23 protein-coding genes are annotated in these 25,086 nt (G+C 67.6%); 11 read left to right on the top strand and 12 right to left on the bottom strand.

Features of this window, described 5'->3' with window-relative positions:
* Positions 1–162: 162 nt before the first annotated feature.
* The 3 genes from AUL36_RS23695 to AUL36_RS23685 are packed head-to-tail and all read left to right on the top strand — an operon-like array spanning position 163 to position 2,967.
* Positions 163–396 (top strand): hypothetical protein, encoded by a 234-nt coding sequence (locus AUL36_RS23695; RefSeq protein WP_156418293.1) that lies wholly within the window; start codon positions 163–165, stop codon positions 394–396.
* Positions 384–2,189 carry a hypothetical protein gene (locus tag AUL36_RS23690; protein WP_156418292.1) on the top strand — a complete coding sequence of 602 codons (1,806 nt, stop codon included), beginning with the start codon at positions 384–386 and terminating at the stop codon, positions 2,187–2,189. Before AUL36_RS23695 ends, AUL36_RS23690 begins: the two co-directional genes overlap by 13 nt.
* A complete protein-coding gene (locus AUL36_RS23685; protein WP_156418291.1) occupies positions 2,167–2,967 on the top strand; it encodes a hypothetical protein in 801 nt (266 codons plus the stop codon). The genes AUL36_RS23690 and AUL36_RS23685 overlap by 23 nt, the downstream gene beginning before the upstream one ends.
* Positions 2,968–3,176: 209 nt before the next feature.
* Here the strand turns inward: AUL36_RS23685 and AUL36_RS06720 are convergent, their stop codons facing one another.
* From AUL36_RS06720 to AUL36_RS23680, 6 genes are all read right to left on the bottom strand, one after another.
* Entirely contained in the window at positions 3,177–3,809 is a 633-nt protein-coding gene (locus tag AUL36_RS06720; RefSeq protein ID WP_062219175.1) for a response regulator transcription factor, read from the bottom strand.
* A complete protein-coding gene (locus AUL36_RS06715) occupies positions 3,806–4,900 on the bottom strand; it encodes a sensor histidine kinase (protein WP_244497059.1) in 1,095 nt (364 codons plus the stop codon). The genes AUL36_RS06720 and AUL36_RS06715 overlap by 4 nt, the downstream gene beginning before the upstream one ends.
* Positions 4,901–4,915: 15 nt before the next feature.
* Positions 4,916–5,608 (bottom strand): MgtC/SapB family protein, encoded by a 693-nt coding sequence (locus AUL36_RS06710; RefSeq protein ID WP_058598679.1) that lies wholly within the window; start codon positions 5,606–5,608, stop codon positions 4,916–4,918.
* 89 nt (positions 5,609–5,697) lie between these two features.
* Positions 5,698–6,996: an ABC transporter ATP-binding protein gene (locus AUL36_RS06705; RefSeq protein ID WP_062219196.1), complete on the bottom strand. Its 1,299-nt coding sequence runs from the start codon at positions 6,994–6,996 to the stop codon at positions 5,698–5,700.
* A 22-nt stretch (positions 6,997–7,018) separates the two neighbouring features.
* Positions 7,019–8,773, bottom strand: coding sequence for an ABC transporter permease (locus AUL36_RS06700; RefSeq protein ID WP_082655666.1), 1,755 nt, complete (start codon positions 8,771–8,773; stop codon positions 7,019–7,021).
* 398 nt (positions 8,774–9,171) lie between these two features.
* The gene (locus AUL36_RS23680; RefSeq protein WP_192843798.1) at positions 9,172–9,324 is read right to left on the bottom strand and encodes a hypothetical protein; all 153 of its coding nucleotides are present in this window, start codon (positions 9,322–9,324) and stop codon (positions 9,172–9,174) included.
* 465 nt (positions 9,325–9,789) lie between these two features.
* Here AUL36_RS23680 and AUL36_RS06695 point away from each other — a divergent pair, with 465 nt between their 5' ends.
* From AUL36_RS06695 to attM, 3 genes are all read left to right on the top strand, one after another.
* A complete protein-coding gene (locus AUL36_RS06695) occupies positions 9,790–11,244 on the top strand; it encodes an NAD-dependent succinate-semialdehyde dehydrogenase (protein ID WP_062219173.1) in 1,455 nt (484 codons plus the stop codon).
* A gap of 90 nt (positions 11,245–11,334) precedes the next feature.
* On the top strand, positions 11,335–12,495 hold the full coding sequence (locus AUL36_RS06690) for an iron-containing alcohol dehydrogenase (protein ID WP_062219171.1): 1,161 nt from the start codon (positions 11,335–11,337) through the stop codon (positions 12,493–12,495).
* Positions 12,496–12,539: 44 nt separating this feature from the next.
* A complete protein-coding gene (gene attM / locus AUL36_RS06685) occupies positions 12,540–13,331 on the top strand; it encodes an AttM family quorum-quenching N-acyl homoserine lactonase (RefSeq protein ID WP_062219169.1) in 792 nt (263 codons plus the stop codon).
* A gap of 84 nt (positions 13,332–13,415) precedes the next feature.
* Here attM and AUL36_RS06680 read toward each other — a convergent pair whose 3' ends face one another.
* The 3 genes from AUL36_RS06680 to AUL36_RS06670 are packed head-to-tail and all read right to left on the bottom strand — an operon-like array spanning position 13,416 to position 16,462.
* Positions 13,416–14,897, bottom strand: a complete 1,482-nt coding sequence (locus tag AUL36_RS06680; protein ID WP_062219167.1) for a mannitol dehydrogenase family protein — start codon at positions 14,895–14,897, stop codon at positions 13,416–13,418.
* A gap of 45 nt (positions 14,898–14,942) precedes the next feature.
* On the bottom strand, positions 14,943–15,716 hold the full coding sequence (locus tag AUL36_RS06675) for an SDR family NAD(P)-dependent oxidoreductase (RefSeq protein WP_244497058.1): 774 nt from the start codon (positions 15,714–15,716) through the stop codon (positions 14,943–14,945).
* Positions 15,713–16,462 carry a GntR family transcriptional regulator gene (locus AUL36_RS06670; RefSeq protein ID WP_062219163.1) on the bottom strand — a complete coding sequence of 250 codons (750 nt, stop codon included), beginning with the start codon at positions 16,460–16,462 and terminating at the stop codon, positions 15,713–15,715. Before AUL36_RS06670 ends, AUL36_RS06675 begins: the two co-directional genes overlap by 4 nt.
* A gap of 129 nt (positions 16,463–16,591) precedes the next feature.
* Here AUL36_RS06670 and AUL36_RS06665 point away from each other — a divergent pair, with 129 nt between their 5' ends.
* The 4 genes from AUL36_RS06665 (at position 16,592) to AUL36_RS06650 (ending at position 21,416) form a co-directional block, all read left to right on the top strand.
* Positions 16,592–17,611: a sugar ABC transporter substrate-binding protein gene (locus tag AUL36_RS06665; RefSeq protein WP_062219161.1), complete on the top strand. Its 1,020-nt coding sequence runs from the start codon at positions 16,592–16,594 to the stop codon at positions 17,609–17,611.
* Positions 17,612–17,872: 261 nt separating this feature from the next.
* Positions 17,873–18,889: an ABC transporter permease gene (locus tag AUL36_RS06660; protein WP_058598689.1), complete on the top strand. Its 1,017-nt coding sequence runs from the start codon at positions 17,873–17,875 to the stop codon at positions 18,887–18,889.
* A complete protein-coding gene (locus tag AUL36_RS06655; protein WP_058598690.1) occupies positions 18,886–19,884 on the top strand; it encodes an ABC transporter permease in 999 nt (332 codons plus the stop codon). Before AUL36_RS06660 ends, AUL36_RS06655 begins: the two co-directional genes overlap by 4 nt.
* Positions 19,881–21,416 (top strand): sugar ABC transporter ATP-binding protein, encoded by a 1,536-nt coding sequence (locus AUL36_RS06650; protein WP_062219159.1) that lies wholly within the window; start codon positions 19,881–19,883, stop codon positions 21,414–21,416. Before AUL36_RS06655 ends, AUL36_RS06650 begins: the two co-directional genes overlap by 4 nt.
* A 34-nt stretch (positions 21,417–21,450) precedes the next feature.
* Here the strand turns inward: AUL36_RS06650 and AUL36_RS06645 are convergent, their stop codons facing one another.
* Both AUL36_RS06645 and AUL36_RS06640 read right to left on the bottom strand, forming a co-directional pair.
* A complete protein-coding gene (locus AUL36_RS06645) occupies positions 21,451–22,173 on the bottom strand; it encodes an MgtC/SapB family protein (protein WP_062219157.1) in 723 nt (240 codons plus the stop codon).
* A gap of 44 nt (positions 22,174–22,217) precedes the next feature.
* On the bottom strand, positions 22,218–22,529 hold the full coding sequence (locus AUL36_RS06640; protein ID WP_192843797.1) for a DUF930 domain-containing protein: 312 nt from the start codon (positions 22,527–22,529) through the stop codon (positions 22,218–22,220).
* A 446-nt stretch (positions 22,530–22,975) separates the two neighbouring features.
* On the opposite strand from AUL36_RS06640, the gene AUL36_RS06635 reads away from it, so the two are divergent.
* Positions 22,976–23,749 (top strand): YfdX family protein, encoded by a 774-nt coding sequence (locus AUL36_RS06635; protein ID WP_062219155.1) that lies wholly within the window; start codon positions 22,976–22,978, stop codon positions 23,747–23,749.
* Between the two features lie 205 nt (positions 23,750–23,954).
* On the opposite strand, the gene AUL36_RS06630 is transcribed toward AUL36_RS06635, so the two are convergent.
* Entirely contained in the window at positions 23,955–25,055 is a 1,101-nt protein-coding gene (locus AUL36_RS06630; protein WP_062219153.1) for an ABC transporter ATP-binding protein, read from the bottom strand.
* Between the last annotated feature and the right edge of the window lie 31 nt (positions 25,056–25,086).

Below are 25,086 nucleotides of genomic sequence, written 5' to 3'. Positions count from 1 at the left end.
CACCTACGCCGCCCTGCCGCCCGAATGGCTCTCGCTGGCCCAGCGGCCCAAGCCCGCCGCCGGCTTCCCGGCCGAGTTCGGCTACAACGCGCTGCGCCTGCCGCTCTATCTCCTGCGGGCAGGAGGGGGGATCCCGATCTCCTGCGCAAGCTCACGGCGGGAATGACAGACGCGAATGGCAACCTGCGGATCGTGGATCTCGCCAGTGGCGCGACCAAGGAAACGCTCAGCGACCCCGGCTATCGCATCATTCCGGCCGCTGTCGCCTGCGTGCTGGACGGAGCGCCCGTGCCGGAGAATCTGCGCGGCTTCGCACCGACGCTCTACTATCCTTCGACCCTGCACCTTCTCGCCCTCGACATGCTCAACGAGAGGCATCCCGAATGTCTGCGCTGAAGACCCTCGCCGCGTTCTCCGCGATTGCCGGCCTGTCCGTCGCCATGCATGGCTGGCGCGAGGGCTACGACCTGTCGCCGCCTACCGCGCCGAGCACCGCCATGGCAGCCGAGCCGAGCGGCGCGCTCGTCGCGCAGGCGCAGACATCGAACCCGGCGCAGGCTCTGGTTCCGGCGCAGGCCGCGTCGCCACCGCCCGCATCGTCTCAACCCGCCCCCAGTGAGCCAGCCGCCGCGCCGCCGCAGGTCGATCTGACGGCGCTGCGCTATTTCGCGCAGCAGGGCGATACGAGGCGTCTGGAAGCGGAAATCGCGCGGCTCAAAAGCCTGTATCCCAACTGGCAGCCGCCCGAGAATCCGTTCGATCTGCCGGCCGCCGCCCCGGCCGGCGACCCCGAGCTGGACCGCATCTGGCAACTCTATGCGCAGGGACGCCTGGGCGAGGTGCGCGAGGCCATCGCGGCGCGGACTGAGAGCCAGCCCGGCTGGCAGCCACCCGCCGATCTTCTGGAGCGGGTCGCGGTGGCGGAAGCGCGCCTGCAACTCGTCAACGCCTCGAACCTCCAGCAATATGAAAGTGTCATCCGCATCGCGGCCTCGACCCCGAGCCTCCTGACCTGCTCGGAGGTGGACAGCCTCTGGCGCGTGGCGCGCGCCTTTGCCGAAACCAAGCGCCCCGAGCGCGCGAAGGACGCCTATCTCTACGTCCTCACCCATTGCGACAATGCCGGCGAGCGTCTCGCCACGATCCAGATGGCGAGCCAGCGGCTGGCCCGCGCCGATCTCGAACCGCTCTTGGCGGCCGAGCGCAGCGGGCCGGACGGGGTCGGCGAGTTCGCCGCGCTGCGCGCCGATCTCGCCCGCGCGAGCCTCGCCAAGGCGGCGGACGATGCGTCGGTGCAGGTCTCCGACGCCGATCTCGCGTTGATCCGCAAGTTGGTCGATGCGCCCGAAGGCCGGGCGTCCGATGCCGAACTTCTGGGCTGGTATGCGCTGCGCCGGGGCGATGCGGCAGGGGCCTTGCCGAATTTCGAGCGAGCCCGCGCCAGGGACGACAGCGCCACGATCTCGCAAGGCTATGCCCTGTCCCTCATTCCGCTCGGCCGCTTCGCCCAGGCCGAAAGCGCGATGGCGCACGGCGTCGGACGGGGCGCGGGCCGTGTATCTTGCGGCCGCCGCCAATCTTCTGGCGGCGAGCGGGGGCCAAATCATTCAGCCCGATGTGCTCGCGCGCATCACCGCCGCCGTCGGGCAGGCGCGCGATGGCGGGAGCGCCCAGCAGCTCGGCTGGTATGCCTATGGGCTGAACCAGTTTGTGACCGCCGGCCAATGGTTCGCCGCCGCGCTCGACTTCCGGCGCGGCGACGAGCCGTCCGCCTATGGTCTGGCGCTGGTGCGCCAGCGCCTCGGCGATCAGCTGGGTCTCGCCAGCCTCCAGCGCGCCTTCGGCCCCCGCTCGCCGCGCATCGCCGCGATCGGCCGCCCCGATCAGGCGGAGGTCGCGGCCGCTCAGGCCGCGCGCGACGGCGGCACCGTTCCCCCCACGGCCTATGCCGCCGCGCAGCCGGGCGCGTCGGCGCAGGCCATGGCCGGGATGGCGGGCGCGGGGGCGTCTTATGCGGGCGCGCCATCCGGCACCTCCGCGCAGCCGGGCGGAGCGATGGTCGGTCCAGCCGGGGCGAATGCCCCCGCCGCCGGTTTCGCCACCGCGCAGCCGAGTTCCTCCATAAGCGGTGCCACGCAGATGGCGGGCTCACATCCCGGAGCTTCGATGCGTGCGGGACCTGCGGCTGAGATGTCCGGCGAAGCGGGAGCCGGTTCGTTCGTCTCCGCCTATGCGGGCGTGCCGGCCGCGGCAGTGATGGGAGCCGGTGCCGGCTCGCAGGGGATGTCCTCCACTTCGCCGCAGCCGGGCAGCAGCGCCATGGCGCAAGGCCAGACGCCGCCTGCGACACGCCGCGCCTACGTCGCGCCATCCGCCCGATCCGCGCCCGCCGCCAGCGCCCCGTCCGCCCGGCGCGTGGCATCAAAGTCCGCATCCTCAAGGGGATGCGGCGGCGCGGAGATCGATCCGTCGACGCTTTCGCCGGAGGCCGCGATGGCGCGCGGCTGGTGCCTGCTCGACCTCAACCGCCCGCGGGAAGCAGCCGGAGCGTTCGAGAGCGCGGCGCGGCGGGGCGAGGGGCGCACGCGCCAGGACGCGTCCTATGGCGAGAGTCTGGCCTATCTGCGCCTCGGCGTCGGAGACCGCGCCGCCATCGCGGCCACACGCTCGCTTCAGCCTGCCGCGCGCCGCATCGAGCTGGACACCGCCATCCTCTCGGCCCGCGCCACCAGCGCCTTCGAGGCCAAGCGCCCGGTGGAGACCTTGCAGGCGCTGGACGAGCGTGCTCGCATCGCCTCCGAGCGGCTCGACCTCATGGTTCTGCGCGGCTATGCCTATCTGGAACTGCGCCGCTGGGCCGATGCGCGGCAGGTCTTCTCGGCCGTCGCGCGCACCGGCAACCGCGAAGGCGTTCGGGGCCTCGCCGCCCTCGATCAGGCGCGGGGCCGCTTCCCGAACGACGGCTGAGGCGATGGGCTGTAGCTGATCGCCTTCGGGCGGCGGTGGGGCGCACGGAGGATGGCGGCTGGTGTCATGCCTGCTCGCCAACCGGGTGTTCGGGCCGTGAACCGCGCTCTCCTCGCGGCCGCTTCCACGCCCTTCAGGCAGCACCGGATGAAAGCCGTTCCCGGCCCTCCCTTGCGAGGGCTCGGAACAGGACGTCAGCCCCCAACCGTCTACGCGTCCGTCGCGGCGCTGCCGAGGCGATCGAGCATTCGAATGAGATCGGCCAGGGATTTCGCCTGCATCTTGCGCATGGCATGTCCGCGCCGAACCTTGACGGTGATCTCGCTGAGGCCGAGTTCGCCGGCGATCTGCTTGTTGAGAAGACCGCGACCGACCATCACCATGACCTGACGCTCGCCCGGCGACAGCGACTGCCAGTTGCGATGGAGATCCGCGAGCGCGCCGTCGGCTTCGAGCCGCGCCCGATCCCGCTTCAGCCCCTCCTGGATCGCGTCGATCAAGTCCTGGTCGCGGAAGGGCTTGGTGAGGAATTCGATCGCCCCGTTCTTCATGGCGCGCACCGACATTTCGATGTCGCCATGGCCGGTGATGAAGATGACGGGCATCCGCAGGCCCTTCGCGCCCATATCCTTCTGGAATTCGAGGCCGCTTTGGCCGGGCATTCGGATATCCAAGACGAGGCAGCTCGGGATGCTCGGCTGCTCGGCGGCGAGGAACTGCGCCACCGAGCCGAAAGAGCGCGCTTCGAGATCGACCGAGGCCAGGAGATCGGCCACCGCCTCGCGCACGCTCGGATCGTCGTCCACGATGAAGACGAGGGGCGCCTGCGGGGGCGGGGTCATGCGTGGTCCTTTTCGGGCAGGGGCAAGGTGCAGCGGAACACGGCGCCCGGTCGCGGCTCGGAGGTCACCCAGATGCGCCCGCCATGCGCTTCCACGATCGAGCGGCTGATGGTGAGGCCGATGCCCATGCCCCCTTCCTTGGAGGTCCAGAAGGAATCGAACAGATGTTCGAGCGCGTTCGCCCCGAGGCCGACGCCCGTGTCGGTGATGGAAAAGCCCAGATGCCCCGAATCCTCGCGGAAGGAGGCGATGGCGAGTTCGCGCCTGGTGGGGGGCACCGCGCTCATCGCCTCGATGGCGTTGAGAAGCAGATTGGCCGCGACCTGCTGCATCTGCACCTCGTCCGCCAGGATGGGCGGCAGCGCGTCAGTGAGATCGAGCGTCACCGCAATGCCGTTGCGCTCGATCTCGGCTTGCGCGAGATCGAGCGCCGTCAGGAGCATGGCGTTGAGGTCGAGGCGCGTCTTGTGTGGCTTCTCGCCCTTGGCGAGGCCGCGCACGCGCAGGATGACGTCGCTCGCCCGGCTGGCCGCGTCGATGACGCGATCGAGCGCCGCGCGGGCGCGCTCGGGCTCGGGCGGCTCGCGGTCCAGCCAGCGGCGCGCGGCCTGAGCGCTGGTGGTGATGACGGCGAGCGGCTGGTTGACCTCGTGCGCGATGGAGGCGGTGAGTTCGCCGAGCTGCGTCAGGCGCGCCATCTGCCCGAGCTTGGCCTGCGCGGCGAAGACGGCGGCCTTGGCGGCGACGAGTTTCAGCGAGAGATAGGTGGTGACGGCGATGGCGAGAACGCTGATCACGCAGTTGGCGAGCCCCGAGTCGAAGGCCCCGGCGCGTGTCAGAAACAGGCTCAGCACCGTCAGAAAGGCGCAGAACCAGGCGAGCGCCACGACGCCCCGCACCGACAGCGCATCCACCGCCAGTAGGATCACCGCCGTATAGAACACCGCGACGGCGATCTCGAAATGCGTGGCCGTGTCGGCGATGAAGATGAGGGCCGTGAGAAGAGCCAGCGCGGCCAGACGCCAGCGCGGCCGTCTGGCCGCCTCGCGTCTCGTCTCCTCCGCACCCGTCTGCATTGCGCCTGCCTTCATGCCAGCTTTCGAACCTCAGACGCGCTCGAACCGCCAGCGCGCGGAGGTGACGAGCGGCTCCAGGCTCAGCCGCCCGATCATCTGCTCCACCAGGCGGTCCTGCCGCTGGTCGGCGCGCATGATCGCGTTGACCTCCACCCGGTTGGAGTCTTCGATATCGGTGCTTTCGATTTCCTGAATGTGGAGATGGGTTCCCACATCGCGCAGCAGCAGGCCGCGCACATCGGCCTCCCGCTCGCCATGGCAGACGATCGAGATCGTGTAGAGACTCTTCAGATCGGGCGCGAGCGGCAGGCGCAGTTCGATGGCGCGCACCAGAGGGCGCAGGAGCAGGTTCACGCAAATGACGAAGAGCGTGCAGACGGCGGCATGCGGATAGAAGCCCGCGCCGCACAGCGTGCCGACGCCCGCCGAGCACCAGAGCGTGGCGGCCGTGTTGAGGCCGCGCACGTTCAGCCCTTCCTTGAAGATGATGCCCGCGCCCAGAAAGCCTATCCCTGAGACGACCTGCGCGGCCATGCGCGTCGGGCTGGATTCGCCCGGAAAGAGCGCGGCGAAGGTGACGAAGATCGCGGCGCCGATCGCCACCAGCGTGTTGGTGCGCAGGCCCGCCATGCGCTGGTGCCATTGCCGCTCGAAGCCGATCGCGCATCCGAGCACCAGAGCCGCGAAGAGATTGAGCGCCGTTTCCGGCAGATGGTCGAACATGGGTGTCGGTCCCGAAGAAGGGGAAGGCGGGATGAAGCTCATGGCAGAGCTTCATCACAGGCGCGTGTCAGGCCCGTTGACGCTTCCCTTCAGCTGGGATTGTCCAGGCTGAAGAGGTCCGCGCCTTCGTCATAGGCGAAGGTCTCGGCATAGCGGCCCCACTGGATGATCGACTTCAGCGTCTGCGCGGCGTCCTCTTCCGTCATCGTGTCTTCCAACTCGTCGCGGAAGCGGCGGGCGGGGGCGTGGTGGGTCGGGCGGTCGTCCAGCACCCGGCGCACATGGGCCGCCAGCGGCACGTAGCTCAGGAGATGCTGGGCGAAGATCTGCTTGCGCTGGTCCACCTCCGCCTCGACATAGCGCCGCCCGGCGACCAGCAGCCTGATGTCGCCATTGCCGAGTTCGGCAAAGCGCAGGAGCTGCAGCACTTCGGCGATCGGGAACAGATCGTCCGCCTCGTATTGCAGCTCGGCCGCGAGCCGGGGTAGATCGGCCTCTCCGTGATAGGGCGGGGCGGCGATGGCCTCCATCAACCCGGCGAGCGAGTTGGTGGAGACGCGCGGCAGCGCCATGCCGATGCCTGTGCCGGGGAAGAGCCCTTCCTTGTGATGGTCGGCCTCGTGGCGGGTGGTCATGCGCACATAGATGTCCTCGACCATAGCGCGGAAGCTCGGGTCCTGCCGGTTGCGCGGCTGCGGCAGGTCCACCTTGATCTCGGCGATGACGCGGCCGGGATTGGAGGAGAAGACGCAGATGCGGTCGCACATCAGCACCGCTTCCTCGATATTGTGCGTGACGATCAGGATCGACTGGATCGGCATGCGCCCTTCGCACCAGAGGTCGAGGAGATCGGTCCGCAGCGTTTCGGCGGTCAGCACGTCGAGCGCCGAGAAAGGCTCGTCCATCAGGAGGATCGCCGGATCGACCACGAGGGCGCGGGCAAGGCCGACGCGCTGGCGCATTCCGCCCGAAAGCTCCTTGGGATAGGCGCTTTCGAACCCGTCGAGGCCGATCAGGTCGATGGCGGCGAGCGCCCGCTTGCGCCGCTCCTCGCGTGGCACGCGCTTGGCTTCCAGCCCCGCCTCGACATTTTCGAGAACCGTGAGCCAGGGAAAGAGCGCGAAGCTCTGGAACACCATGCCGACGCTGGTCGGGCCATTGGCCTTGGGAAAGGTGACGCTGCCCACATTCGGCTGGATCAGCCCGGCGATGGAGCGCAGGAGCGTGGACTTGCCCGAGCCCGAGCGGCCGAGCAGGCCGACGATCTCGTTGTCGTAAAGAGTGAGGTTCACGTCGTCGAGGACGAGGGTTTCCGCTCCGTTCGCCTTGCCATAGGCATGGCGCACACCGCGCACTTCGACGAGGGGCTGGGTCTGGATCGCGTTCATGGCGCGCACTCCCGCTTGGAGATCAGTTGAGGCGAAGGTGCCGCTCGGCATAGCGGTACATCGGCCGCCAGACGGTGCGGTTGAAGAGGATGACGAAGAGGCTCATCATGGCGATGCCGAGCGCGACGCGCGGATAGTCGCCGGCCGCCGTGGCATTGGCGATATAGGAGCCGAGGCCCGCCGCCTCGAGTTTGGTGTCGCCCCACGAAACTGTCTCGGCCACGATGCTGGCGTTCCAGGAGCCGCCCGACGCCGTGAGCGCGCCGGTGACGAAATAGGGAAAGATCGCCGGCAGTGCGAGCTGGCGCCACCATTGCCAGCCCCTGATGCCGAAAATGCCGCTGGCTTCCTTCAGGTCGGTCGGGATCGCGGTCGCCCCGGCGATGACGTTGAAGAGAATGTACCATTGCGTGCCCAGCACCATCAGGACCGACAGCCAGATGTTGGGGTCGAGATGCAGCGTCGAGATCGCGACCACGGCGAAGGGAAACAGGACATTGGCAGGGAAGGCCGCGAGAAACTGCGCCGCCGGCTGCACCCGCTCGGCCCATTGCGGGCGCAAGCCGACCCAGACGCCGACCGGCACCCAGATGACGCTGGCGATAACCGTGAGCACCGCGACACGGGCGAGCGTGGCAAGGCCCAAGAGAAAGGCTTCTTTGATATCGCCCATCGTCAGGCTGTCGGTGATGAAGGACGCGAGTTGCCACAGCCCCCAGGCGCAGCCCAGGAGCACCAGCCCGACCCAGGCCCGGTTGATCGCCCCGGCCGTGGTGCGCCCGATCGCGGGAAGGCGGGGGTGGGGCAGGGACGGCAGGCGGAGAGTTTCGACCAAGCGGAAGGGCGCGGCGAGAACAAAGGCGAGCTTCTTCACGAGGCGCGTGCGCCGCACGAGATCATAGGCCCAGCTTTTGGGCCGGGTCTGCGAGGCCGTCTGCTCGAAGCGGAACTTGTCGGCCCAGGCGACGATCGGCCGGAACAGGAGCTGGTCGTAGAGAAGGATCACCACCGCCATCGCGCCCACGGCCAGCGCCACCGCGCCAAAATCCTTGCGCTCGATCGCGACCGCCAGCCAGGAGCCGATGCCCGGCAGCGTCACGGTCTTGTCGCCGACGGTGATGGCCTCGGACGCCACCACGAAGAACCAGCCGCCCGACATGGACATCATCATGTTCCAGACGAGACCGGGCATGGCGAAGGGCAGGTCCAGCCGGATGAAGCGCCGCCAGGCCGAGAAGCCGAACTGGCGCGACACCTCGTCGAGATCGGCCGGCACGGTGCGCAGCGATTGGTAGAAGCTGAACGCCATGTTCCAGGCTTGGCCCGTGAAGATCGCGAAGATCGAGGCGCATTCGGCCCCGAGCTGCTGACCGGGAAACAGGCCCATGAAGAAGGTCACCGTGAAGGTGAGAAAGCCCAGCACCGGCACCGATTGGAGAATGTCGAGGGCTGGAACGATGATCAGTTCCGCCTTGCGGCTCTTGGCGGCCAGCGTCGCGACCGTGAAGGTGAAGAGGAGCGAGGCGGCGAGGGCTGCGAACATGCGCAGCGTCGTGCGCAGCGCATAATCGGGCAGGCGGGCGGGATCGAGCGTGATCGGCAGCTGCTGCAACAGGTCGAGCGGCTGGCGCGCTTCCTCCGCGCCATGCACCACCATCACCGCCACACCGGCCAGCAGCACGAGCGCGGCGGTATCCGCCCAGATGCTGGCCTTGCCCAGCGACGACACGATGCCCGTCGCCCCGCCGGCGCGGGAGGGCGCGAGAAAGAAAGCCATGATCCCACCTCCTTTGGACCCCTCGCGCCCAAACGCCGGCGACCCCGCCAGCCAGCGGCCGGGGGCGTGTCACGTCAGGAATGGGCGGTTCGAGCGGTCGATTGGTCGCGAGCGCTCAGGCCGGGGCGGCGAGAGCGTCCGCGCATGAAGAGCCCGCACCGCGCGAGCCCGGTCTGCCGGAGCATGGAAGCCCTGTGCGGGCGACTTCCTTCCTCGGCACACCTGCCGGACAAGCGCGTTGCAGCTGCCGAACTCCTAGCACCGCGCCAGGCCTCGGCCGAGCGGGCATTGGGTCAATCCGACTATACGTCGGTATATCCGGCACGGCATTCAGGCGGAGGGCATCGCGCCCGGACGCCAAGGTCTCCGGCCGGCCATCCGTCCGCGAACGTGCGCTTTCAATTCCCCAGACGGCGCGCCAGGGTCTGAGCGGCCGCGCGAATGTCGGCTCCGAGCTTCCCCAGAGTCGGCGCGTTCGCCTCGCCGGGGATGAGACTTACGGCGATGCCGGCGATGGCGCGGCCGGAATGGTCCCGGATCGACGCGCCCAAGCAGATCATGCCCTCGCGCCGCGGCCATCGTCATCGCAAAGCCGCGCTGCCTGAGGAGATCGGTCTCGCCCGCGAGTTGGCTTTGGTATCCCACCGCTGATCTCGGTCCGGCCGAGGAAACCGCTCGCCCAGCGCATCTGCCAAGGGCCGGGACGAGACCGCCGGTCCGCAGCCGCGTCGCCAGCTCGAACTGAGGGCGTGGTCGCAGTCGGCCTATAGGCAGAGCTTTTGATGAAGCCCAGTTCCCACGCAATATCGGTCGCCGCGAGCGGCTTCGACGCGCTTTCCGGGGAGGCCCTGCACCTCGGCTGGGCGTCGAAGCGCCAGCGGTTGCCAGGTTGCCGGCCTGCGTCAAAGCGCGCGACCCCGGCTTGACAATTCCTTTCATGGCAAACAGTATCGGTTCACAGAGTGGAGCTTTGTTCCATTAGCCGAACTTGAGTGTCGAGTCAGCCGGAGGTTCCCTTGGTTCAGCTTCGATCTCCGCATCTCTTGCGAGACGCTTGCCTCATCGACGGCGCTTGGTCGAGCGCTTCGAGCGGTGCCACGATCGAGGTGCACGATCCCGCCGATGGGTCGCTGATTGCGCGCGTTCCCTCGCTGAGCGCGGCGGAGGTCAGCCAGGCGGTCGAGGCGGCGGGCAGGGCTTTCAAGTCCTGGGGCGGGCTCGCCGCGCAGGAGCGCGCCAGGATCCTGCGCCGTTGGTTCGAACTGATCGTGGCGAATGCCGACGATCTCGCAGCGCTGATGACGGCCGAACAGGGCAAGCCGCTGGCGGAAGCCAGGGGAGAGGTTCTCTACGCCGCGTCCTTCATCGAATGGTTCGCCGAGGAGGCCAAGCGCGTCTATGGCGAGGTCATTCCCGCGCCGCAGGCCGACAAGCGGCTGATGGTGCTGAAACAGCCGGTCGGCGTTTGCGCGGCCATCACGCCCTGGAACTTCCCCGCCGCCATGATCACCCGCAAGGCCGCCCCCGCGCTCGCGGCGGGCTGCGTCATGATCGTGAAGCCCGCCGAGCAGACGCCGCTGACCGCGCTGGCGCTCGGCGTTCTGGCCGAGGAAGCGGGCATCCCGGCCGGCGTTCTGCAGATCCTCACGGGCGAGTCGCGCACGGTCGGCGGCGTGCTGACGGGCAGCGACACGGTGCGCAAGCTCTCCTTCACGGGCTCGACCGAGGTCGGGCGCATCCTGATGGCCGAGTGCGCGCCAACCATCAAGCGCCTGTCGCTGGAACTGGGCGGCAACGCGCCTTTCATCGTCTTCGACGATGCCGATCTCGACGCCGCCGTGGAAGGCGCGATCGCCTCCAAATACCGCAATGCCGGCCAGACCTGCGTCTGCGCCAACCGGCTCTACGTGCAGGCCGGCGTGTTCGACGTCTTTGCCGAGAAGCTCGCCGCCCGCGTGGCCGCGCTTCCCGTCGGTCGCGGCACCGAGCCGGGCGTCCTGATCGGCCCCTTGATCGACGAAGCGGCGGTAGAAAAGGTCGAGAGCCATTTGGCCGACGCGCTGGCCAAAGGGGCGCGCCTTGTCACCGGCGGCAAACGCCATCCGTTGGGCGGGCTCTTCTTCGAGCCGACCGTGCTCGTGGGCGCGACATCGGAGATGCGTGTCGCGCGCGAGGAAACCTTCGGCCCGGTCGCGCCGCTCTTCCGCTTCGAAACCGAGGAGGAGGTGATCGCGCTCGCCAACGACACCGAGTTCGGCCTTGCCTCCTACTTCTACACCGAGAATGCCAAGCGCGCATGGCGCGTCGCCGAAGCGCTGGAATACGGCATGGTCGGCCACAACACAGGCTTGATCTCCAACGAGGTCGCGCCCTTCGGCGGCGTCAAGCAGTCCGGCCTCGGGCGCGAAGGCTCGCATCACGGCATCGAGGAATATCTCGAGGTGAAATACTGGTGCTCGGCGCTGCGCTGAGACGCGCCGCACCAACATCCGTTTCGAAGCGCTGCCGCCGGCCGAGCGGACGGTCGTGGCCGCGCTGAACCCATCGGTTGGGAGGCCTTGATGACCATCAACAGTTTCGAATTTCGCACCGTGCCGGCTATCCAAGTCGAATGGTCGGGCGCGCAGCATCTCGGCCAGCGCCTGGGCGACCGCTTCGCGGCGCGGCGCGCGTTTCTCGTCACCGATGCGGGGCTGGTGAAGGCCGAGCTGATCGCTCCGATCGCGGCCGATCTTCAAGCCGCCGGCTTCACCGTCACGATCTTCGACGCCGTGGTGGCCGATCCGCCGGAAGCCGTTCTGCTGGACGCCGTGGCAAAGGCCAAGGCGGCGGCTTGCGACATCGTGGTGGGGCTCGGAGGCGGCTCCTCGCTGGACGTGGCCAAGCTCGTGGCCGTTCTTGAGGTGTCCGAGCAGCCTCTCTCGGAGCTTTACGGTATCGGCAACGTGAAGGGCTCGCGCCTGCCCCTCGCCTTGGTGCCGACCACGGCGGGCACGGGATCGGAGGTCACCAATATCTCCATCCTAACCACCGGCGAGACAACAAAGATGGGCGTCGTCTCGCCCCAGCTCTATGCCGATTACGTGCTGCTCGACGGCGAGCTGACGGTCGGCCTGCCAGCGATCCACACGGCTGCCACCGGCATCGACGCCATGGTCCATGCGATCGAGGCCTATACGAGCCGGCACAAGAAGAACCCGCTCTCCGACGCGCTCGCGCGGGAGGCGCTGCGCTTGCTCGGCGCCAATCTCGTGGCCGCCTGCCGCGACGGCTCCAACCGCGCGGCGCGCGAGGCGATGCTGCTCGGCGCGATGCTGGCGGGGCAGGCCTTCGCCAACTCGCCGGTCGCGGCGGTCCACGCGCTCGCCTATCCGTTGGGCGGCCATTACCATATCCCGCACGGGCTTTCGAACGCGCTGATGCTGGGGCCGGTGCTGCGCTTCAACGCGGCAGCCGCAGCGCCACTTTATGCCGAGCTGGCCGATGTTCTCGGCGTGCCGGGCGCGGGCGATGCCTCCGCGCGCTCCGACGCTTTCGTTGCCGCCATGCAGAGCCTGATGGACGAGAGCGGCGCGCCGCGTCGCCTGCGCGATGTCGGCGTCACGCAAGACAGCCTGCCGCTTCTGGCGTCCGACGCCATGAAGCAGACGCGGCTTCTCGTGAACAATCCGGTCGAGGTCACGCAAGCCGACGCGCTCGCGCTCTACACCGAGGCGTTTTGACGCCTTTCTCCAACACCCATACATGGTCTCCAGGGAGGAAATGAATGACGGACATCCGGCTCTACATGCTTCAGTCGGGAACGCTGAAGTGCAAGGTCCACAACATCAAGATGAACCAGGGCAATGGCGCGGATTACGAGATCCCCGTTCCCTTCTTCCTGATCACCCATCCCAAGGGGCATACGATCATCGACGGCGGCAACGCCATCGAGGTGGCGAGCGACCCGCGCGGCCATTGGGGCGGCATCTGCGATGTCTATTGGCCGGTCCTGGACAAGGACCAGGGCTGCGTCGATCAGGTCAAGGCGCTGGGCTTCGACCCCGCCGACGTGCGCTATGTCGTGCAGTCGCATCTCCATCTCGACCACACCGGCGCGATCGGGCGCTTCCCCAACGCCACGCATATCGTCCAGCGCTCGGAATACGAATATGCCTTCACGCCGGACTGGTTCGCGGCGGGCGGCTATATCCGCAAGGATTTCGACAAGCCCGGCCTGAAATGGCAGTTCCTGAACGGTGAGGCGGACGATTATTACGACATCTATGGCGACGGCACGCTGACCACGGTCTTCACGCCGGGCCATGCGCCGGGTCATCAGTCCTTCCTCGTGCGCCTGCCGCAGTCGAAGCCCATGCTGCTCACCATCGACGCCGCCTATACGCTCGACCATTGGGACGAAAAGGCGCTGCCAGGCTTCCTCGCCTCCACCGTGGACACGGTGCGCTCGGTCCAGAAGATGCGCACGCTGGCCGAGCGGACCGGCGCGACGGTTGTGACGGGGCACGACCCGGACGCCTGGCCGACCTTCAAGCACGCGCCCGACTACTACGCCTAACCGGCGAAGCATCGGGCTGACCCGCCGCGTTGCCCTCTCGTTTCGAGGGGGCGATGTCGTTTGACGGCAGTGACCGCCTCACGGCTACACGCAGCCAAAGCGGCGTTCCAGCGTGGCGAGGACGCCCATCTCCGCGATGTCGGACACCGCCTCTCGAAGCGCGGCGGCGAAGCTGTCGTTCTGCATGAGATCACGGCCGAACACGGCTTCGAAGCCGAGAAAGGCCGAGGCTTCCTCAGCGGGCGCGAGTGGCTGTTTCGGGCGGCCAGCCCAGGCCATCAGCGCGGGATCGCTGACCGGATAGGAGGTGCCCGCGTCGTTGACGCCGCCGCACGATCGGACCCAGGCGGCGATGGCGCAGGTCAGCGCTTCGACGCTTTCGCCCCGCGCCAGCCGCTCGCGCAGCGGCGCAACGAGGCGCTGGGGCACTTTCAGCGAAGCGTCGGTCGCGATCTGCGCGGTGCGATGCGGCAGCGCCGGGTTGGAAAAGCGCGGCAGCAACGCCTCGCGATAGGCGCGCGCCATGGTGGGGTCGATCGAAAGCGTCGGCTCGGCCTCGGCCCAGAAGCGCGCCAGAAACGCTTGGACGGCCGGATGCCGGACGGTCTCGGGCACGGTCTCCAAACCGGCCAGCCTCCCGATCGCGGCAATCGCGGTGTGCGCGCCGTTCAGAAGCCGCAGCTTCATATGCTCGTAGGGCTCGACATCGCTCACGAAGCGCACGCCGCTTGCCTCGAAAGGCGGGCGGTCCCCGACGAAGCGATCCTCGATGATCCAGTCGAAGGCCGGCTCGGCCAGAACCGGCCAGGCGTCATCAAGCCCGGTCAGCGCGCCGATCACCTCGCGGTCGGCATCTGTCGTCGCGGGCACGATCCGGTCCACCATGGAGGAGGGGCAGGCGATCTCGCGCTCGACATAGTGCCCCAGCGCTTCGTCCTTCTCGGCGGCGAATTCGCGGAGAACGCGGTGCAGCATCTCGCCATTCTTCGGCAGGTTGTCGCAGGAAATGAGGGTGAGGGGCGGCGCGCCGGCCAGCCGACGCCGGTCGAGCCCCGCCGCGAGAAAGCCCAGCACCGTGGAGGGTATGGCGCCGGGGCGAAGATCGGCCGCGATGCCTGCTTCCGCCCGGTCCAGCCCGCCGGTCGCGCGGTCGATGCCATAACCCTTCTCGGTCACGGTCAGCGTCACGATCTTCACATCCGGGTCGGCCAGCGCGGCGACGAGCGCCTCCGGGTCTTCGGGCGCGACGAGGATGCGCAGGAGCGAGCCGATGACGCGCGCCTCGACCTTGGCCCCGTCCCTGAGAGCAAAGGTGTAGAGCCCGCCCTGGGGCGCCAGCGCGTCGCGCGTTTCGGGCGAGCGCAGCGAGGCGGCGACCACGCCCCAGCCCATCTCGCCCCGCGCCAGAGCATCGTCGGCAAAAACGGCCTGATGCCCGCGATGAAAGGCGCCGAGGCCGAGATGCACGATGCCGGCCCGCGCTGCGCCCCTCTCATAGGCGACGCGCCCGATGCCGGGCGGCAGAAGCGGCAGCGTTGCGTCGGACAGGCGGGGGCGGTCGGTCATGGCGATCTCGGCAGGATGAAGAGGAGGGAGGGCGAGCGAGCGGGCTCAGCCGAATTCCATGCCGCCGTTCATGTCGATCACCTCGCCGGTGATGAAGCCGGCGAGTGGCGAAACGAGGAAGGAGACGGCATGGGCCACTTCCTCGGGCTGGCAGAGACGGCCGACCGGGATGGCCTTGCGCTGGCGCTCCAGCGCCTCGGGCGTCAGCTGGTCGAGGATCATGGGCGAGACGACATAGGCGGGCGCGACGGCATTGGCCGTGATGCCCGAACCCGCGAGTTCGCGCGCGAGCGAGAAGGTGAGCCCGACCAGCGCCGTCTTCGACACCGAATAGGCCGTGCCGGCGGTGAGGCCGCCGGACTTCCAGGCATAGGACGAGATATTGACGAGCCGGCCCCAGCTTTTCGCCTTCATGCCCGGCACGAAGGCTTGGGAGAGAAGCAGCGCCGCGTCGAGATTGACCGCCATCAGCGCATGCCAGTGCTGGAGCGTCACCGCGTCCAGCTTGTCGGGCGAAAGAATGCCCGCATTGTTGACGAGAATGTCCACCGTGCCGAAGCGCTGGAGAATGGACGATGCGCCCGCCTGAACGGCCTCCGGGTCGGCGAGGTCCATGGCGAAGCCCTCGGCCTCGACGGGAAGCTCGGCGCACAAGGCGGCAAGGCTCGCGGCCTCGCGGTCCACCAGCGCCAGCCGCACGCCCGAGGCAGCCAGCGCCTGAACGATCGAGCGCCCGATGCCGCCACACGCGCCCGTGACCACCGCCACCTTGCCGTTGAGTTCCATAGGCTCGCGCCCTTCCTGGTTGGATGAGGTCAAGGTTCGAAATGCCGACGTTCCTCGTCGGGCATGTGTTCGAACAGGATGAAAATCTTATCGAGATGGGCGGTGAGCGCCGCCTCCGCCGCGTCGGCATCTCGCGCGCCGAGTGCTTCTCCGATGCGCCGATGCTCCTCCACCACGACGGGCAGGCGCTCCGAATTGCCGGAAAAGCGGATGAAGCGGGTGAGCTGCGCCTTGGTCGCCAGAATATGCGGCCAGACACCCTCGCGCCCGGCCTCGACGGCGATCAGCTGATGGAAGCGTTCGTCCTCGCGGTGGAACCCGTCCACGTCGCCCGCCGCGATACTGTCTTCCTGTGCGCGCAGGATGGCGCCAAGGCGCGCCCCGGCCTCCGGCGTCCAGCGCGCTGCGGCCTCGCGCACCAGCGCGATTTCCAGCGTGCGGCGCACGAAATGGCTGTCGTGGATGCCGCCGATCTTGATGCGCGACACGAAGCTGCCCTGCTGGGGGAAGACATCCACCAGCCCTTCTTCGGACAGGCGCTGGATCGCCGCGCGAACCGGCGTGCGCGACACCTCGAACTGGCGGCAGATCGAGTTCTCGCTGATCGCCGCGCCGGGCGTCAGCGACACGTCGAGAATCGCCTTGCGCAGCGCGGCATGCACCTGATCGGCCACCGAGCCGCGTCGGTCGAGCACCAGCGCGAGCTGGCCCAGGCCGCCATCCTGCGGCGCGCCCGAGGGCCGTTCGGCGACCTGTTGGCCGGCTGTCGAGCGCGTCATGAGAAAATCCCGTTGCAGCTTGGATACAAGGATACTAGGATTGCAGAGTGAGATGCAAGCCGGTTCGGTGGGCTCTGGGAGGCCGGAGTGGAACGGGGCAGCGACCAAGAGACGTCAGGGAGATCGATCATGCGCCATTTCAATCGCTGTCTCATGGGAGCGGCTTTCCTTCTGGGCTGCGGCTCGGCCGCTTTGGCCGCCGACGATAGCCGCATCGGGCTGGTGCCGGGCGGCCCTCATCCGTATTTTTCGGCCTGGGATCAGGCGGCCAAGGACGCGGCGAAGGATTTCGGTCTGGCCGGCGCGGACTACAAGGTTCCCCAGAAATGGGAGCTGAGCCAGCAGAACCAGCTGCTCGAAAGCATGTTGAGCCAGGGCTATAACGGCTTCCTGATCTTCCCCGGCGACAGCGTCGGCACGGCCTCGACGGTTTCCGAACTGGTCGGCAACGGCGCGCCCGTCGTGACTGGCGCGGGCTGCCTGAAGGACCCGTCGGAAGCCGCCTTCTGCTTGGGCACCGACACCGGCAATTCGGCCTATCTCGGCACCAAGGAGCTTCTGAAGGTTCTGGGTCCGGGCAAGCGCATCGCCCATTTCACCGGCTTCCTGGTCGACCCCAACACCCAGCTGCGCATCGACGCGGTGGAAAAGGCGGCCAAGGAGGGCGGCGCGACGGTGGTTCAGGTCATCGCCGATATCGACGCGCCCGAGCCCGCCGAAGAGAAGATCAACGCCTATCTCGCGGCGCACGCGAGCGAGGTGGACGGCATCGTGACCACCGCCTGGGTGCCCGCCGTGGTCGCCTCCAACGCGCTGCGCAAGATCGGCGACAAGCGCATCAAGATGGTCGGCATCGACCATGATGAGGTGGTGCTGAAGGCGATCAAGGACGGGTTCGTGTCGGGCACCATGCTCCAGAATCCCTATGGCCAGGGCTATATCGGCGCCTTCGCGCTCGACAAGCTGCGCAACGGCTGCACGGTCAAGGCCGACGCGCCCTTCAAGGCTAACGCCCTGACATCGAAGTTCATCGATTCCGGCACGATCTTCGTCGCCGCCGATCAGGTGGACACCTATGTCGACGCCATGCGCGACAAGACCAAGACGCTGCTCGCGGACTTCGCGACCACCTATCTGACCTGTCCCTGAGGCCAGTGCTCCGGCGGGCGGGGGAGGGGCGAATGCACCTGATCCGGCCCGCCGCCTGAAGCGGGCGATGCCAAGCGCTGTTGCCGCCGAGGCATGATCTCGCCTTCGCCGCGAGAGGCGGCGGAGGCTTGGTGAACGCGCCGCCGCCCTCCCGCTCCAAAGCTCCCAGCCGCTTTCGCCCCCGCCTTCCGGCGCGGCCCCGCCTCCCATCGGCGCGGGGGCCACCCGCCGACCGAACGAATTTTTCGCAGGAGCCACGCGATGACTCTCGACGACGCCAAGGCCTTGAGCCCCGGAAGACCGCGAACCGGCCCCGGCCTGCTTCTGTCCAACGAGTTCGGCCTTCTCGTCCTGATCCTCCTGTTCGGCTTAGGGTTCGCGAGTTTCGCCAACGGCTTCCTGTCCCCCTTCAATCTCTTTACCCTGGGGCGCACGGCCGCGGTCGGCATCGTGATCGGCCTGTCCATGATGGCCGTGATCGTGACGGGCGGGCTGAATCTCGCGGTCGGCGCGATCGGCGTCTGCGCGGCCATGAGCTTCGGCTTCGCGGTGGAGCGTCTCGGCCTGCCCTGGCCGCTGGCGGTTCTGGTCGGGCTCGGCACCGGCGCGGCGCTCGGCTTCGTCAATGGCTGGACCGTGGTGCGCACGGGCCTGCATTCCTTCATCATCACGCTGGCGACGATGAGCATCTTCTTCGGCGCGATGATCTATCTCACCCGCGCCGAGTCCTTCCGTCAATTGCCGCCAGACTTCCTCGCCCTCGGCCGCGCCAAGATCGCGGGCTCGGTCTCGCCGCTGCTTCTGGTGACGCTCGCGGTCATGCTGGCGCTCGTCTATCTCTATCGCTTCACCGCGCTCGGGCGCGAGATGCTGGCCGCCGGCGCGCGGCCCGAAGCCGCCGAGCTGTCGGGCGTGCGGGTCGGGCGCGTGTTCATTCTCTGCCATGTCCTGTCGGGCGTGTTGGCGGCCGTCGCCGCCCTGATGCTGGTCGCGCGCAACGGCGCGGCGATCCCCTCCATGGCCGGCCAGCTCGGGCAGGATTGGCTCCTGCCGGCCTTTCTCGGTCCGGTTCTGGGCGGCACGCTGCTCAACGGCGGCAAGGTCTCGGTCACCGGCACGGCGCTCGGCGCGCTGCTCGTCACGCTTCTCACCAGCGGCCTGCTTCTCCTCCAGCTCGGCGAATTCTGGATTCAGTCCTTTCTGGGGCTTCTGCTTCTCTTTGCCGTGCTGATCGACAAGTCCCGCCGCTCCTTCCTCGCGCGAAGGAATCTCGCATGAGCCTGTCCGCTGCCTCACCGCAAACCGCGGCCTCGCGCCTCCTGCGCGCCGACTGGTTCGGCCCCGCCGCCGTGCTCGTTGCGACCATGGGTATCGCCGGCGCGCTGGCCCCGTCCTTCCTGTCGCCGCTCAACATCCAGGTTCTGCTTCTCGCCGTCGCGGTGAACGCGCTGATCGCCTTTTCGCAGATGATCATCATTGCGATCGGTCAGATGAACCTGTCGATCGGCGCGATCGGGGGGCTCGCCGCCATCACCTTCGCCGGGCTGATGGACCAGTTCGGCGTTCCCGCGCCGCTGGCCGCGCTGGCGGCGCTGGCGCTCGGCCTCGGCTGCGGGCTGCTCAACGGGCTCTTCATCAACTGGACCGGCATTTCCGCCTTCGTCATCACGCTGGCGAGCCTGTCCATCTTCAAGGGCATCAATCTCGGCATCACGCGCGCCGAGCCCTTCTATGGCGTGGCCGACAGCGTGAAGAGCTTCGGTCAGGCGCTTCTGATCGGCCCGGTGCCCTGGCTGATGGTGCCGACCATCCTCGCCGCGCTCGGCCTCTGGTACGCACTTTCGCGCCTGCCGATCGGCCGCTTCATCCTGGCGGTCGGCGGCAACAGCCACGCCGCCGAACTGTCGGGTGTCTCGGTCGGGCTGACCGTGACGGTCGCCCATGCGGCCTCGGGTTTTCTGGCGGCGCTCGCCGGCGTCCTTCTCGTCGCGCGGCTTCAGATCGGCCAGCCGACGATCGGCGACGACTGGCTGATCCTCTCCTTCGCCGCGCCCGTGATCGGCGGCGCGGTTCTCTCGGGCGGGCATGTCAGCGTCGCGGCGACGCTCTTCGGCACGGCCATCGTCGCCGTCATCACGCAGCTTCTGGTTCTCTTCAACTTCGACCCGTTCCTGGTGCAGATCGTGCTCGGCGCGATGATCCTCGCGGCGGTCGGCCTCAATCGCCTGCGCGAAGCGCGCCTTGCGCGGGCTCTGAAAGGGGGCGCACGATGAGCGCGGTGTTCGAGGCGCGCGGCGTCGAGAAGTCCTTTCCCGGCGTCAAGGCGCTGAAGGGCGTCTCCCTCTCGCTGGAGACCCATTCGATCCACGCGCTGCTCGGTGAAAACGGCGCGGGCAAATCGACGCTGATCAAGATCATCACCGGCGTTCACCGGCCCGATGGCGGCGCGCTCGTGCTCGACGGACAACCCGTCAGCTTCGGCAATCCGCGCGAGGCGATCGCGAACCGGATCGGCGTCGTGCATCAGGAGCGCAATCTGATCGGGCGTTTCTCGGTGGCCGAGAACATCCATCTGGAACAGATCGCGGGCTTTCTCGTGAAGCCCGTGGACTATGCCGCCTTGAACGCCCAGGCCGAGCGCTGGCTGGAGATGCTCGGCCTCGACATCGACCCGCGCACGCCCGTCTCCCGCCTCAGCGTCGCGCAGATGCAGATGGTGGAGATCGCCAAGGCCCTGTCGTCCCGTTCGCGCGTCCTGCTCCTGGACGAGCCGACGGCTTCGCTCACCTCTAACGAGACCGACCGCTTGTTCTCGTTCCTCAAGAAACTGCGCGAGGGCGGCGCGAGCCTCGTCTTCGTCAGCCACAAGCTGGAGGAGGTGCAGGAGATCTGCGACCGCGTGACCGTGCTGCGCGACGGCGAAAACGCCTGCCCCAGCCGCTCCATGGAGGGCATGGGCCGGCAGGACATCGTGCGCCTGATGATCGGGCGCGCCGAGCGCGAAGCGCCGCGCCGCGCCGAAGCGACCCAGCGCCGCACGGCTGCTCCGCTCCTGCGCCTTTCGGGCGTGTCCACAGCGCTCGGCCATCGCGACATCGACATGGAGGTTCGGCCGGGCGAGATCGTCGGGCTTTACGGGCTGGTCGGGGCGGGGCGCACGGAACTTGCCCATTGCATCATCGGCCAGTCCGCCATTACGGCCGGCACGGTGGAAGTGGCCGGCGCGCCCGTCCATATTTCGCATGTCTCGGAAGCGATCCACCAACACGGCATCGGCTATGTCAGCGAGGACCGCAAGGGCAACGGCCTCGTTCTCGCCCATTCGGTTCTGGACAATGCGGGCATCGCGATCTGGCGCCGGCTGGCGGGGCGCTTCGGCTTCCTGACGGATGGGCGCGTGCGCGAGGCCGTCGAGCCGTTCATCACCAAGCTGGAGGTGAAGACGCCGAGCCTGTCGCAGACGGTCGGCAATCTGTCGGGCGGCAACCAGCAGAAAATCAGCGTCGCCAAATGGCTGGCGGCGGGCGTTCGCATCCTGATCGTGGACGAGCCCTCGGTCGGCATCGACATCAAGACCAAGGCCTATCTGCACGATCTCCTGCGCGAACTCGCCGATGCCGGCACGGCCGTGATCGTCATCACCAGCGACATGCCCGAGATGATCGCGCTGGCCGACCGTATCCTGGTGATGGACGCCTATCGTCTGCGCGGCGAGGTGCCAAATGACGGCGACTATTCCAGGATGAGCGGGGCGATCATGGGGCTGATCCACCGCACGGAGCCTTCACCGGGCGTCGCGGCGTAGACGGGCGCGTGGGCCGACCGGGACGACGCGCGACCTATCGCAGCTTGCCCTTTCTGGACCATGTCGGAAAGCCGAACCGGTCCTTGCCGCGCTCGACCTTTGCCGAGCGCACGCCGGGGCGCGTGGCGAGAACGGACGTGCGGTCGCGAATGGCTTGCGGCGCGACACGCACGAGATGCAGGAGGAGATCGTCCTTGCCATCCGGCCCGAGTGTCTGGGTGATGCGCTTGATCTGGCCGTTGCGCACGCGCAGACATGTCTTGATGTCATGCAGCGACAGGGCGTCCCGATCGGCCCGGATATGCACGAAGCAGGCTTGCAGCCTTGTGCGGTACATGTCCTCCAGCGGCTTGATGCCGGCAAGGATGATGAGAATGATGGCGGTCGCCATGAAGGCCGCCACATAAAGACCGCCGCCCGCCGCGAGCCCCAGCGCCGCAACGGCCCAGATGCTGGCCGCCGTGGTCAGGCCGCGAACGACATTCCCTTTCAGAAGGATCGCGCCCGCGCCCAGAAAGCCGACGCCCGAGACGACCTGCGCGGCGATGCGCGAGGGATCGAGCGTGACATGCTCCATCGCGGTGGCGTTCTGGAAGCCATAGGCTGAGACGATCATGATCAGGCAGGCGCCGACGCAGACCAGCATATGGGTTCGGATGCCTGCCGACCATAACAGGCGCTCGCGCTCCAGTCCGATCAGGCTGCCGAGCGCGGCGGCTGCGAGAAGCCGCAGAAGGATGTCGCCGTTCGAAATCATACCTTGCTAATGGTCACGGGTTCGTGAGGTTCCGAGCCGGGCGCTCAGGGGAAGAGCTTGTGCTTCTCCCACTCTCCCAGCGGGATCGGTGTCTTCGAGATGACGTCGTAATGGAGGTTTTCGACCTGGAGGCGGTCCGGCGTCACCGCGCACCGGAAGCGAAGCCGGAACCACTGCCCTTTGTCCCGGAAGGCTGCGCCGTCGGCGCGCAGCGAACGCCCGTCGATCTCGCCGCGCGAGAAGGCGTCCATCATGACGCGGTCGACATTGCGATAGGCGGTTTCGCGGGAGATGCGGTCTTCGAGCTTCAGAAAGCAGACCTGGATCATGCGGTCGGTGGGGGTCAGCTGTTTCATCTCAGCCAGCTCCCGCGCGCTCAGCGCGTAGGCCGGGGAGAGGCTGATCAAGAGAACGAAGCCAGTCAAAGCGAATGCCGAACGGACGGTTCGGCGGGCAAGAGCGGAGTTTGAAGTCATCCGCTTTAATAAGCGAGGCAAAGCAATAGGGGCAACCCCTCGCCGTTCCAACACAGCGCGAGAACAGGGCCGCGTCGCCCCGCCAGTCGCGCTGCCGGCCAGATCGAAGCGAGGAATGGGGCGGCGCGCAACAGTTGGTTGCTGCGCGACAGTATAGTTTTCCAGAATTCAGATGATCGGAATGTCACTTCTGCAAAGTAACTTTAATGGAATGGTAATGAAACTCGGTTTTTGCGCCGATGTTATTCCCTCGAACTCGATGACCACGGAATTGCTGGTCGCAACGGAGTAACCACGGGTTCAAGTCATTCGATAGGAGAAGCACGATGAAAGCGTATCAGATTGTTGCCGCCGTTCTGCTGGCCAGCACCGCCGTTGGGGGCGCTTATGCCGCCGACCAGGCCGCCAAGGCCGAGCCCGCCGCCGTTGTCGCGGCGGAAAAGACGGCGGACAAGGATGTCGGCAAGCTGTCGGCAGACGGGGCGCAGGCCTTCCGGGATATGCATGACGCGCGGCTGGCCATCTTCAATGCCGATCCGAAGGACGCCAAGACCCTGATCGCCAAGGCCGAGAAAGCCATCGACAAGGCCAAGACCGACGATGCGGTGTTCTGGAAGGCCGAGAACAAGCTCGACGCCAAGCTGAACCAGATCGCCGAAAAGACCAAGGGCTCCGCCAAGACCGCGACCGACGATGTGACGCAGGAGGTCGCCTGGTTGCCGATCGACGGCCAGCTCGTCTTGGGCGAGGATTTCGTGGCGACCCCTGAAAAGGCCGCAGCCATCAAGAAGGCCAACGAAAGCGTCCAGAAGGGCGACCGCAAGGCCGCGCTGGAAACGCTGAAGCTGGCCGATGTGAATGTCGGCTTCTCCATGGCGGTGCTGCCGCTGGACAAGACAGCCCATGACATCGGCGAGGCGGCCAAGCTGATCGACGGCGGCAAGTTCTATGAGGCGAACGCCCTTCTGAAGGGGACCGAAGAGCGCATCCGTTTCGATGTTCTGGACGTGAACGCCGTGCCGGTCGCGCATCAGGCCAAGGCGACGACGGCCGACACGAAGGAAACCACGTCTTCGACGGTTGCCACCACAACCAAGTAAAGTTCCGCCTCGCTCCAGGGGGCTGACAAAGAGGGCGCGTCCGCCTCGCGCTCTCCTGAAAACCGCTCTCGTCAGCCGGTCGCAGTTCCCCCCTGCGGCCGGCTTGCGGCGTTGAGATCGGTTGCAGGCCGCGCTGCCGCCGATGCAGGGGCCTGCGAGTTGGCCTCTGACAACTCGCGCTCCGCTGGCGAGCGCAGCGCGCTCGTCAGACGGTGGCCATGGCTGTCGCTTCGACCCTTTGGCCCGTCGCACTGTCGAAGAGGTGAGCCCGTGCCGGGTCGCCCGCCACCGACAGGCGCTCGCCCACCTGAACCGAGCTGTCGCGCGGGAACTCGACCGTGATCGGGCGTTCGCCGCCCGCTTCGAGATAGCCGAAGGTCTGGCTACCCAAACGCTCCACCATCGCCAGCTCGCCGGTGAACCACGCCTCGTCGAGCGAGGACAGGCGGAGGTCTTCCGGGCGGATGCCGAGCGTCAGCCGCTCCGGCGCGGGGGAGGCGAGGGCAAGCGGCAACTGGATTTCGCGCTGGGGAAGACGCAGGCGCAGCGCGCCCGGCCCCGCACTCGGCGCGCCGCAATCCAGCGTGTTCATGGTCGGGCTGCCGATGAAGCGGGCGACGAAGAGCGTCTTCGGCCGGTGGTAGAGTTCGAGCGGCGGCCCGACCTGTTCCATATGGCCGCCATTCATCACCACGATCCGGTCGGCCAGCGTCATCGCCTCGGTCTGGTCATGCGTCACGTAAACCGTCGTCGCCTTCATGCGTCGGTGCAGACGCGCAATCTCGAGGCGCATCTCGACACGGAGCGCGGCGTCGAGATTGGAGAGGGGCTCGTCGAACAGGAAGGCATCGGGTTCGCGCACGATGGCCCGGCCCATGGCGACGCGCTGCCGCTGGCCGCCCGAAAGCTGCGCCGGGCGTCGGTCCAGAAAGGGCTCGATCTTCAGGATGCCGGCCGCGCCCTTCACCTTGGCGTCGATCCCGGCTTTGTCCGCGTCCCGCATCTTCAGGCCGAAGCCCATATTCTCCTCGACGCTCATATGCGGGTAGAGCGCGTAATCCTGGAACACCATCGCGATATTGCGCTCGGCCGGGGGCAGATGGCCGACCGCGCGCCCGCCGATCCGCAATTGCCCGCCCGAAATCTCCTCCAGGCCCGCGATCATGCGCAGAAGCGTGGACTTGCCGCAGCCGGACGGGCCGACCAGCACCACGAACTCCCCGCTCGCGATCGACAGATCGACGCGGCGGATCACGTTGACCGAGCCGTAATCCTTGCGCAGCCCGTCAAGCACGATAGCGGACATTCGTTTCCTCCCCGGCCTCTCCCAGGCCGCT

It is taken from the genome of Aureimonas sp. D3, from assembly GCF_001463805.1.
In the GTDB taxonomy this organism is placed as follows: domain Bacteria; phylum Pseudomonadota; class Alphaproteobacteria; order Rhizobiales; family Rhizobiaceae; genus Aureimonas; species Aureimonas ureilytica_A.
The sequence above is the reverse complement of the archived record's forward strand: the minus strand, read 5'-3'. Positions and strand labels throughout refer to the sequence as shown.

Bases quoted from the DNA above. Each gene is read 5' to 3' on its own strand.
- AUL36_RS06715 (WP_244497059.1), bottom strand. From the start codon at position 4,900: ATGAAGGCAGGCGCAATGCAGACGGGTGCGGAGGAGACGAGACGCGAG.
- AUL36_RS06660 (WP_058598689.1), top strand. From the start codon at position 17,873: ATGACTCTCGACGACGCCAAGGCCTTGAGCCCCGGAAGACCGCGAACC.
- AUL36_RS06650 (WP_062219159.1), top strand. From the start codon at position 19,881: ATGAGCGCGGTGTTCGAGGCGCGCGGCGTCGAGAAGTCCTTTCCCGGC.
- AUL36_RS06720 (WP_062219175.1), bottom strand. From the start codon at position 3,809: ATGACCCCGCCCCCGCAGGCGCCCCTCGTCTTCATCGTGGACGACGAT.
- AUL36_RS06705 (WP_062219196.1), bottom strand. From the start codon at position 6,996: ATGAACGCGATCCAGACCCAGCCCCTCGTCGAAGTGCGCGGTGTGCGC.
- AUL36_RS06635 (WP_062219155.1), top strand. From the start codon at position 22,976: ATGAAAGCGTATCAGATTGTTGCCGCCGTTCTGCTGGCCAGCACCGCC.
- AUL36_RS06655 (WP_058598690.1), top strand. From the start codon at position 18,886: ATGAGCCTGTCCGCTGCCTCACCGCAAACCGCGGCCTCGCGCCTCCTG.
- attM (WP_062219169.1), top strand. From the start codon at position 12,540: ATGACGGACATCCGGCTCTACATGCTTCAGTCGGGAACGCTGAAGTGC.
- AUL36_RS06710 (WP_058598679.1), bottom strand. From the start codon at position 5,608: ATGTTCGACCATCTGCCGGAAACGGCGCTCAATCTCTTCGCGGCTCTG.
- AUL36_RS23685 (WP_156418291.1), top strand. From the start codon at position 2,167: ATGCGTGCGGGACCTGCGGCTGAGATGTCCGGCGAAGCGGGAGCCGGT.
- AUL36_RS23695 (WP_156418293.1), top strand. From the start codon at position 163: ATGACAGACGCGAATGGCAACCTGCGGATCGTGGATCTCGCCAGTGGC.
- AUL36_RS06665 (WP_062219161.1), top strand. From the start codon at position 16,592: ATGCGCCATTTCAATCGCTGTCTCATGGGAGCGGCTTTCCTTCTGGGC.
- AUL36_RS06630 (WP_062219153.1), bottom strand. From the start codon at position 25,055: ATGTCCGCTATCGTGCTTGACGGGCTGCGCAAGGATTACGGCTCGGTC.
- AUL36_RS06645 (WP_062219157.1), bottom strand. From the start codon at position 22,173: ATGATTTCGAACGGCGACATCCTTCTGCGGCTTCTCGCAGCCGCCGCG.
- AUL36_RS06640 (WP_192843797.1), bottom strand. From the start codon at position 22,529: ATGAAACAGCTGACCCCCACCGACCGCATGATCCAGGTCTGCTTTCTG.
- AUL36_RS06680 (WP_062219167.1), bottom strand. From the start codon at position 14,897: ATGACCGACCGCCCCCGCCTGTCCGACGCAACGCTGCCGCTTCTGCCG.
- AUL36_RS06700 (WP_082655666.1), bottom strand. From the start codon at position 8,773: ATGGCTTTCTTTCTCGCGCCCTCCCGCGCCGGCGGGGCGACGGGCATC.
- AUL36_RS06670 (WP_062219163.1), bottom strand. From the start codon at position 16,462: ATGACGCGCTCGACAGCCGGCCAACAGGTCGCCGAACGGCCCTCGGGC.
- AUL36_RS06690 (WP_062219171.1), top strand. From the start codon at position 11,335: ATGACCATCAACAGTTTCGAATTTCGCACCGTGCCGGCTATCCAAGTC.
- AUL36_RS23690 (WP_156418292.1), top strand. From the start codon at position 384: ATGTCTGCGCTGAAGACCCTCGCCGCGTTCTCCGCGATTGCCGGCCTG.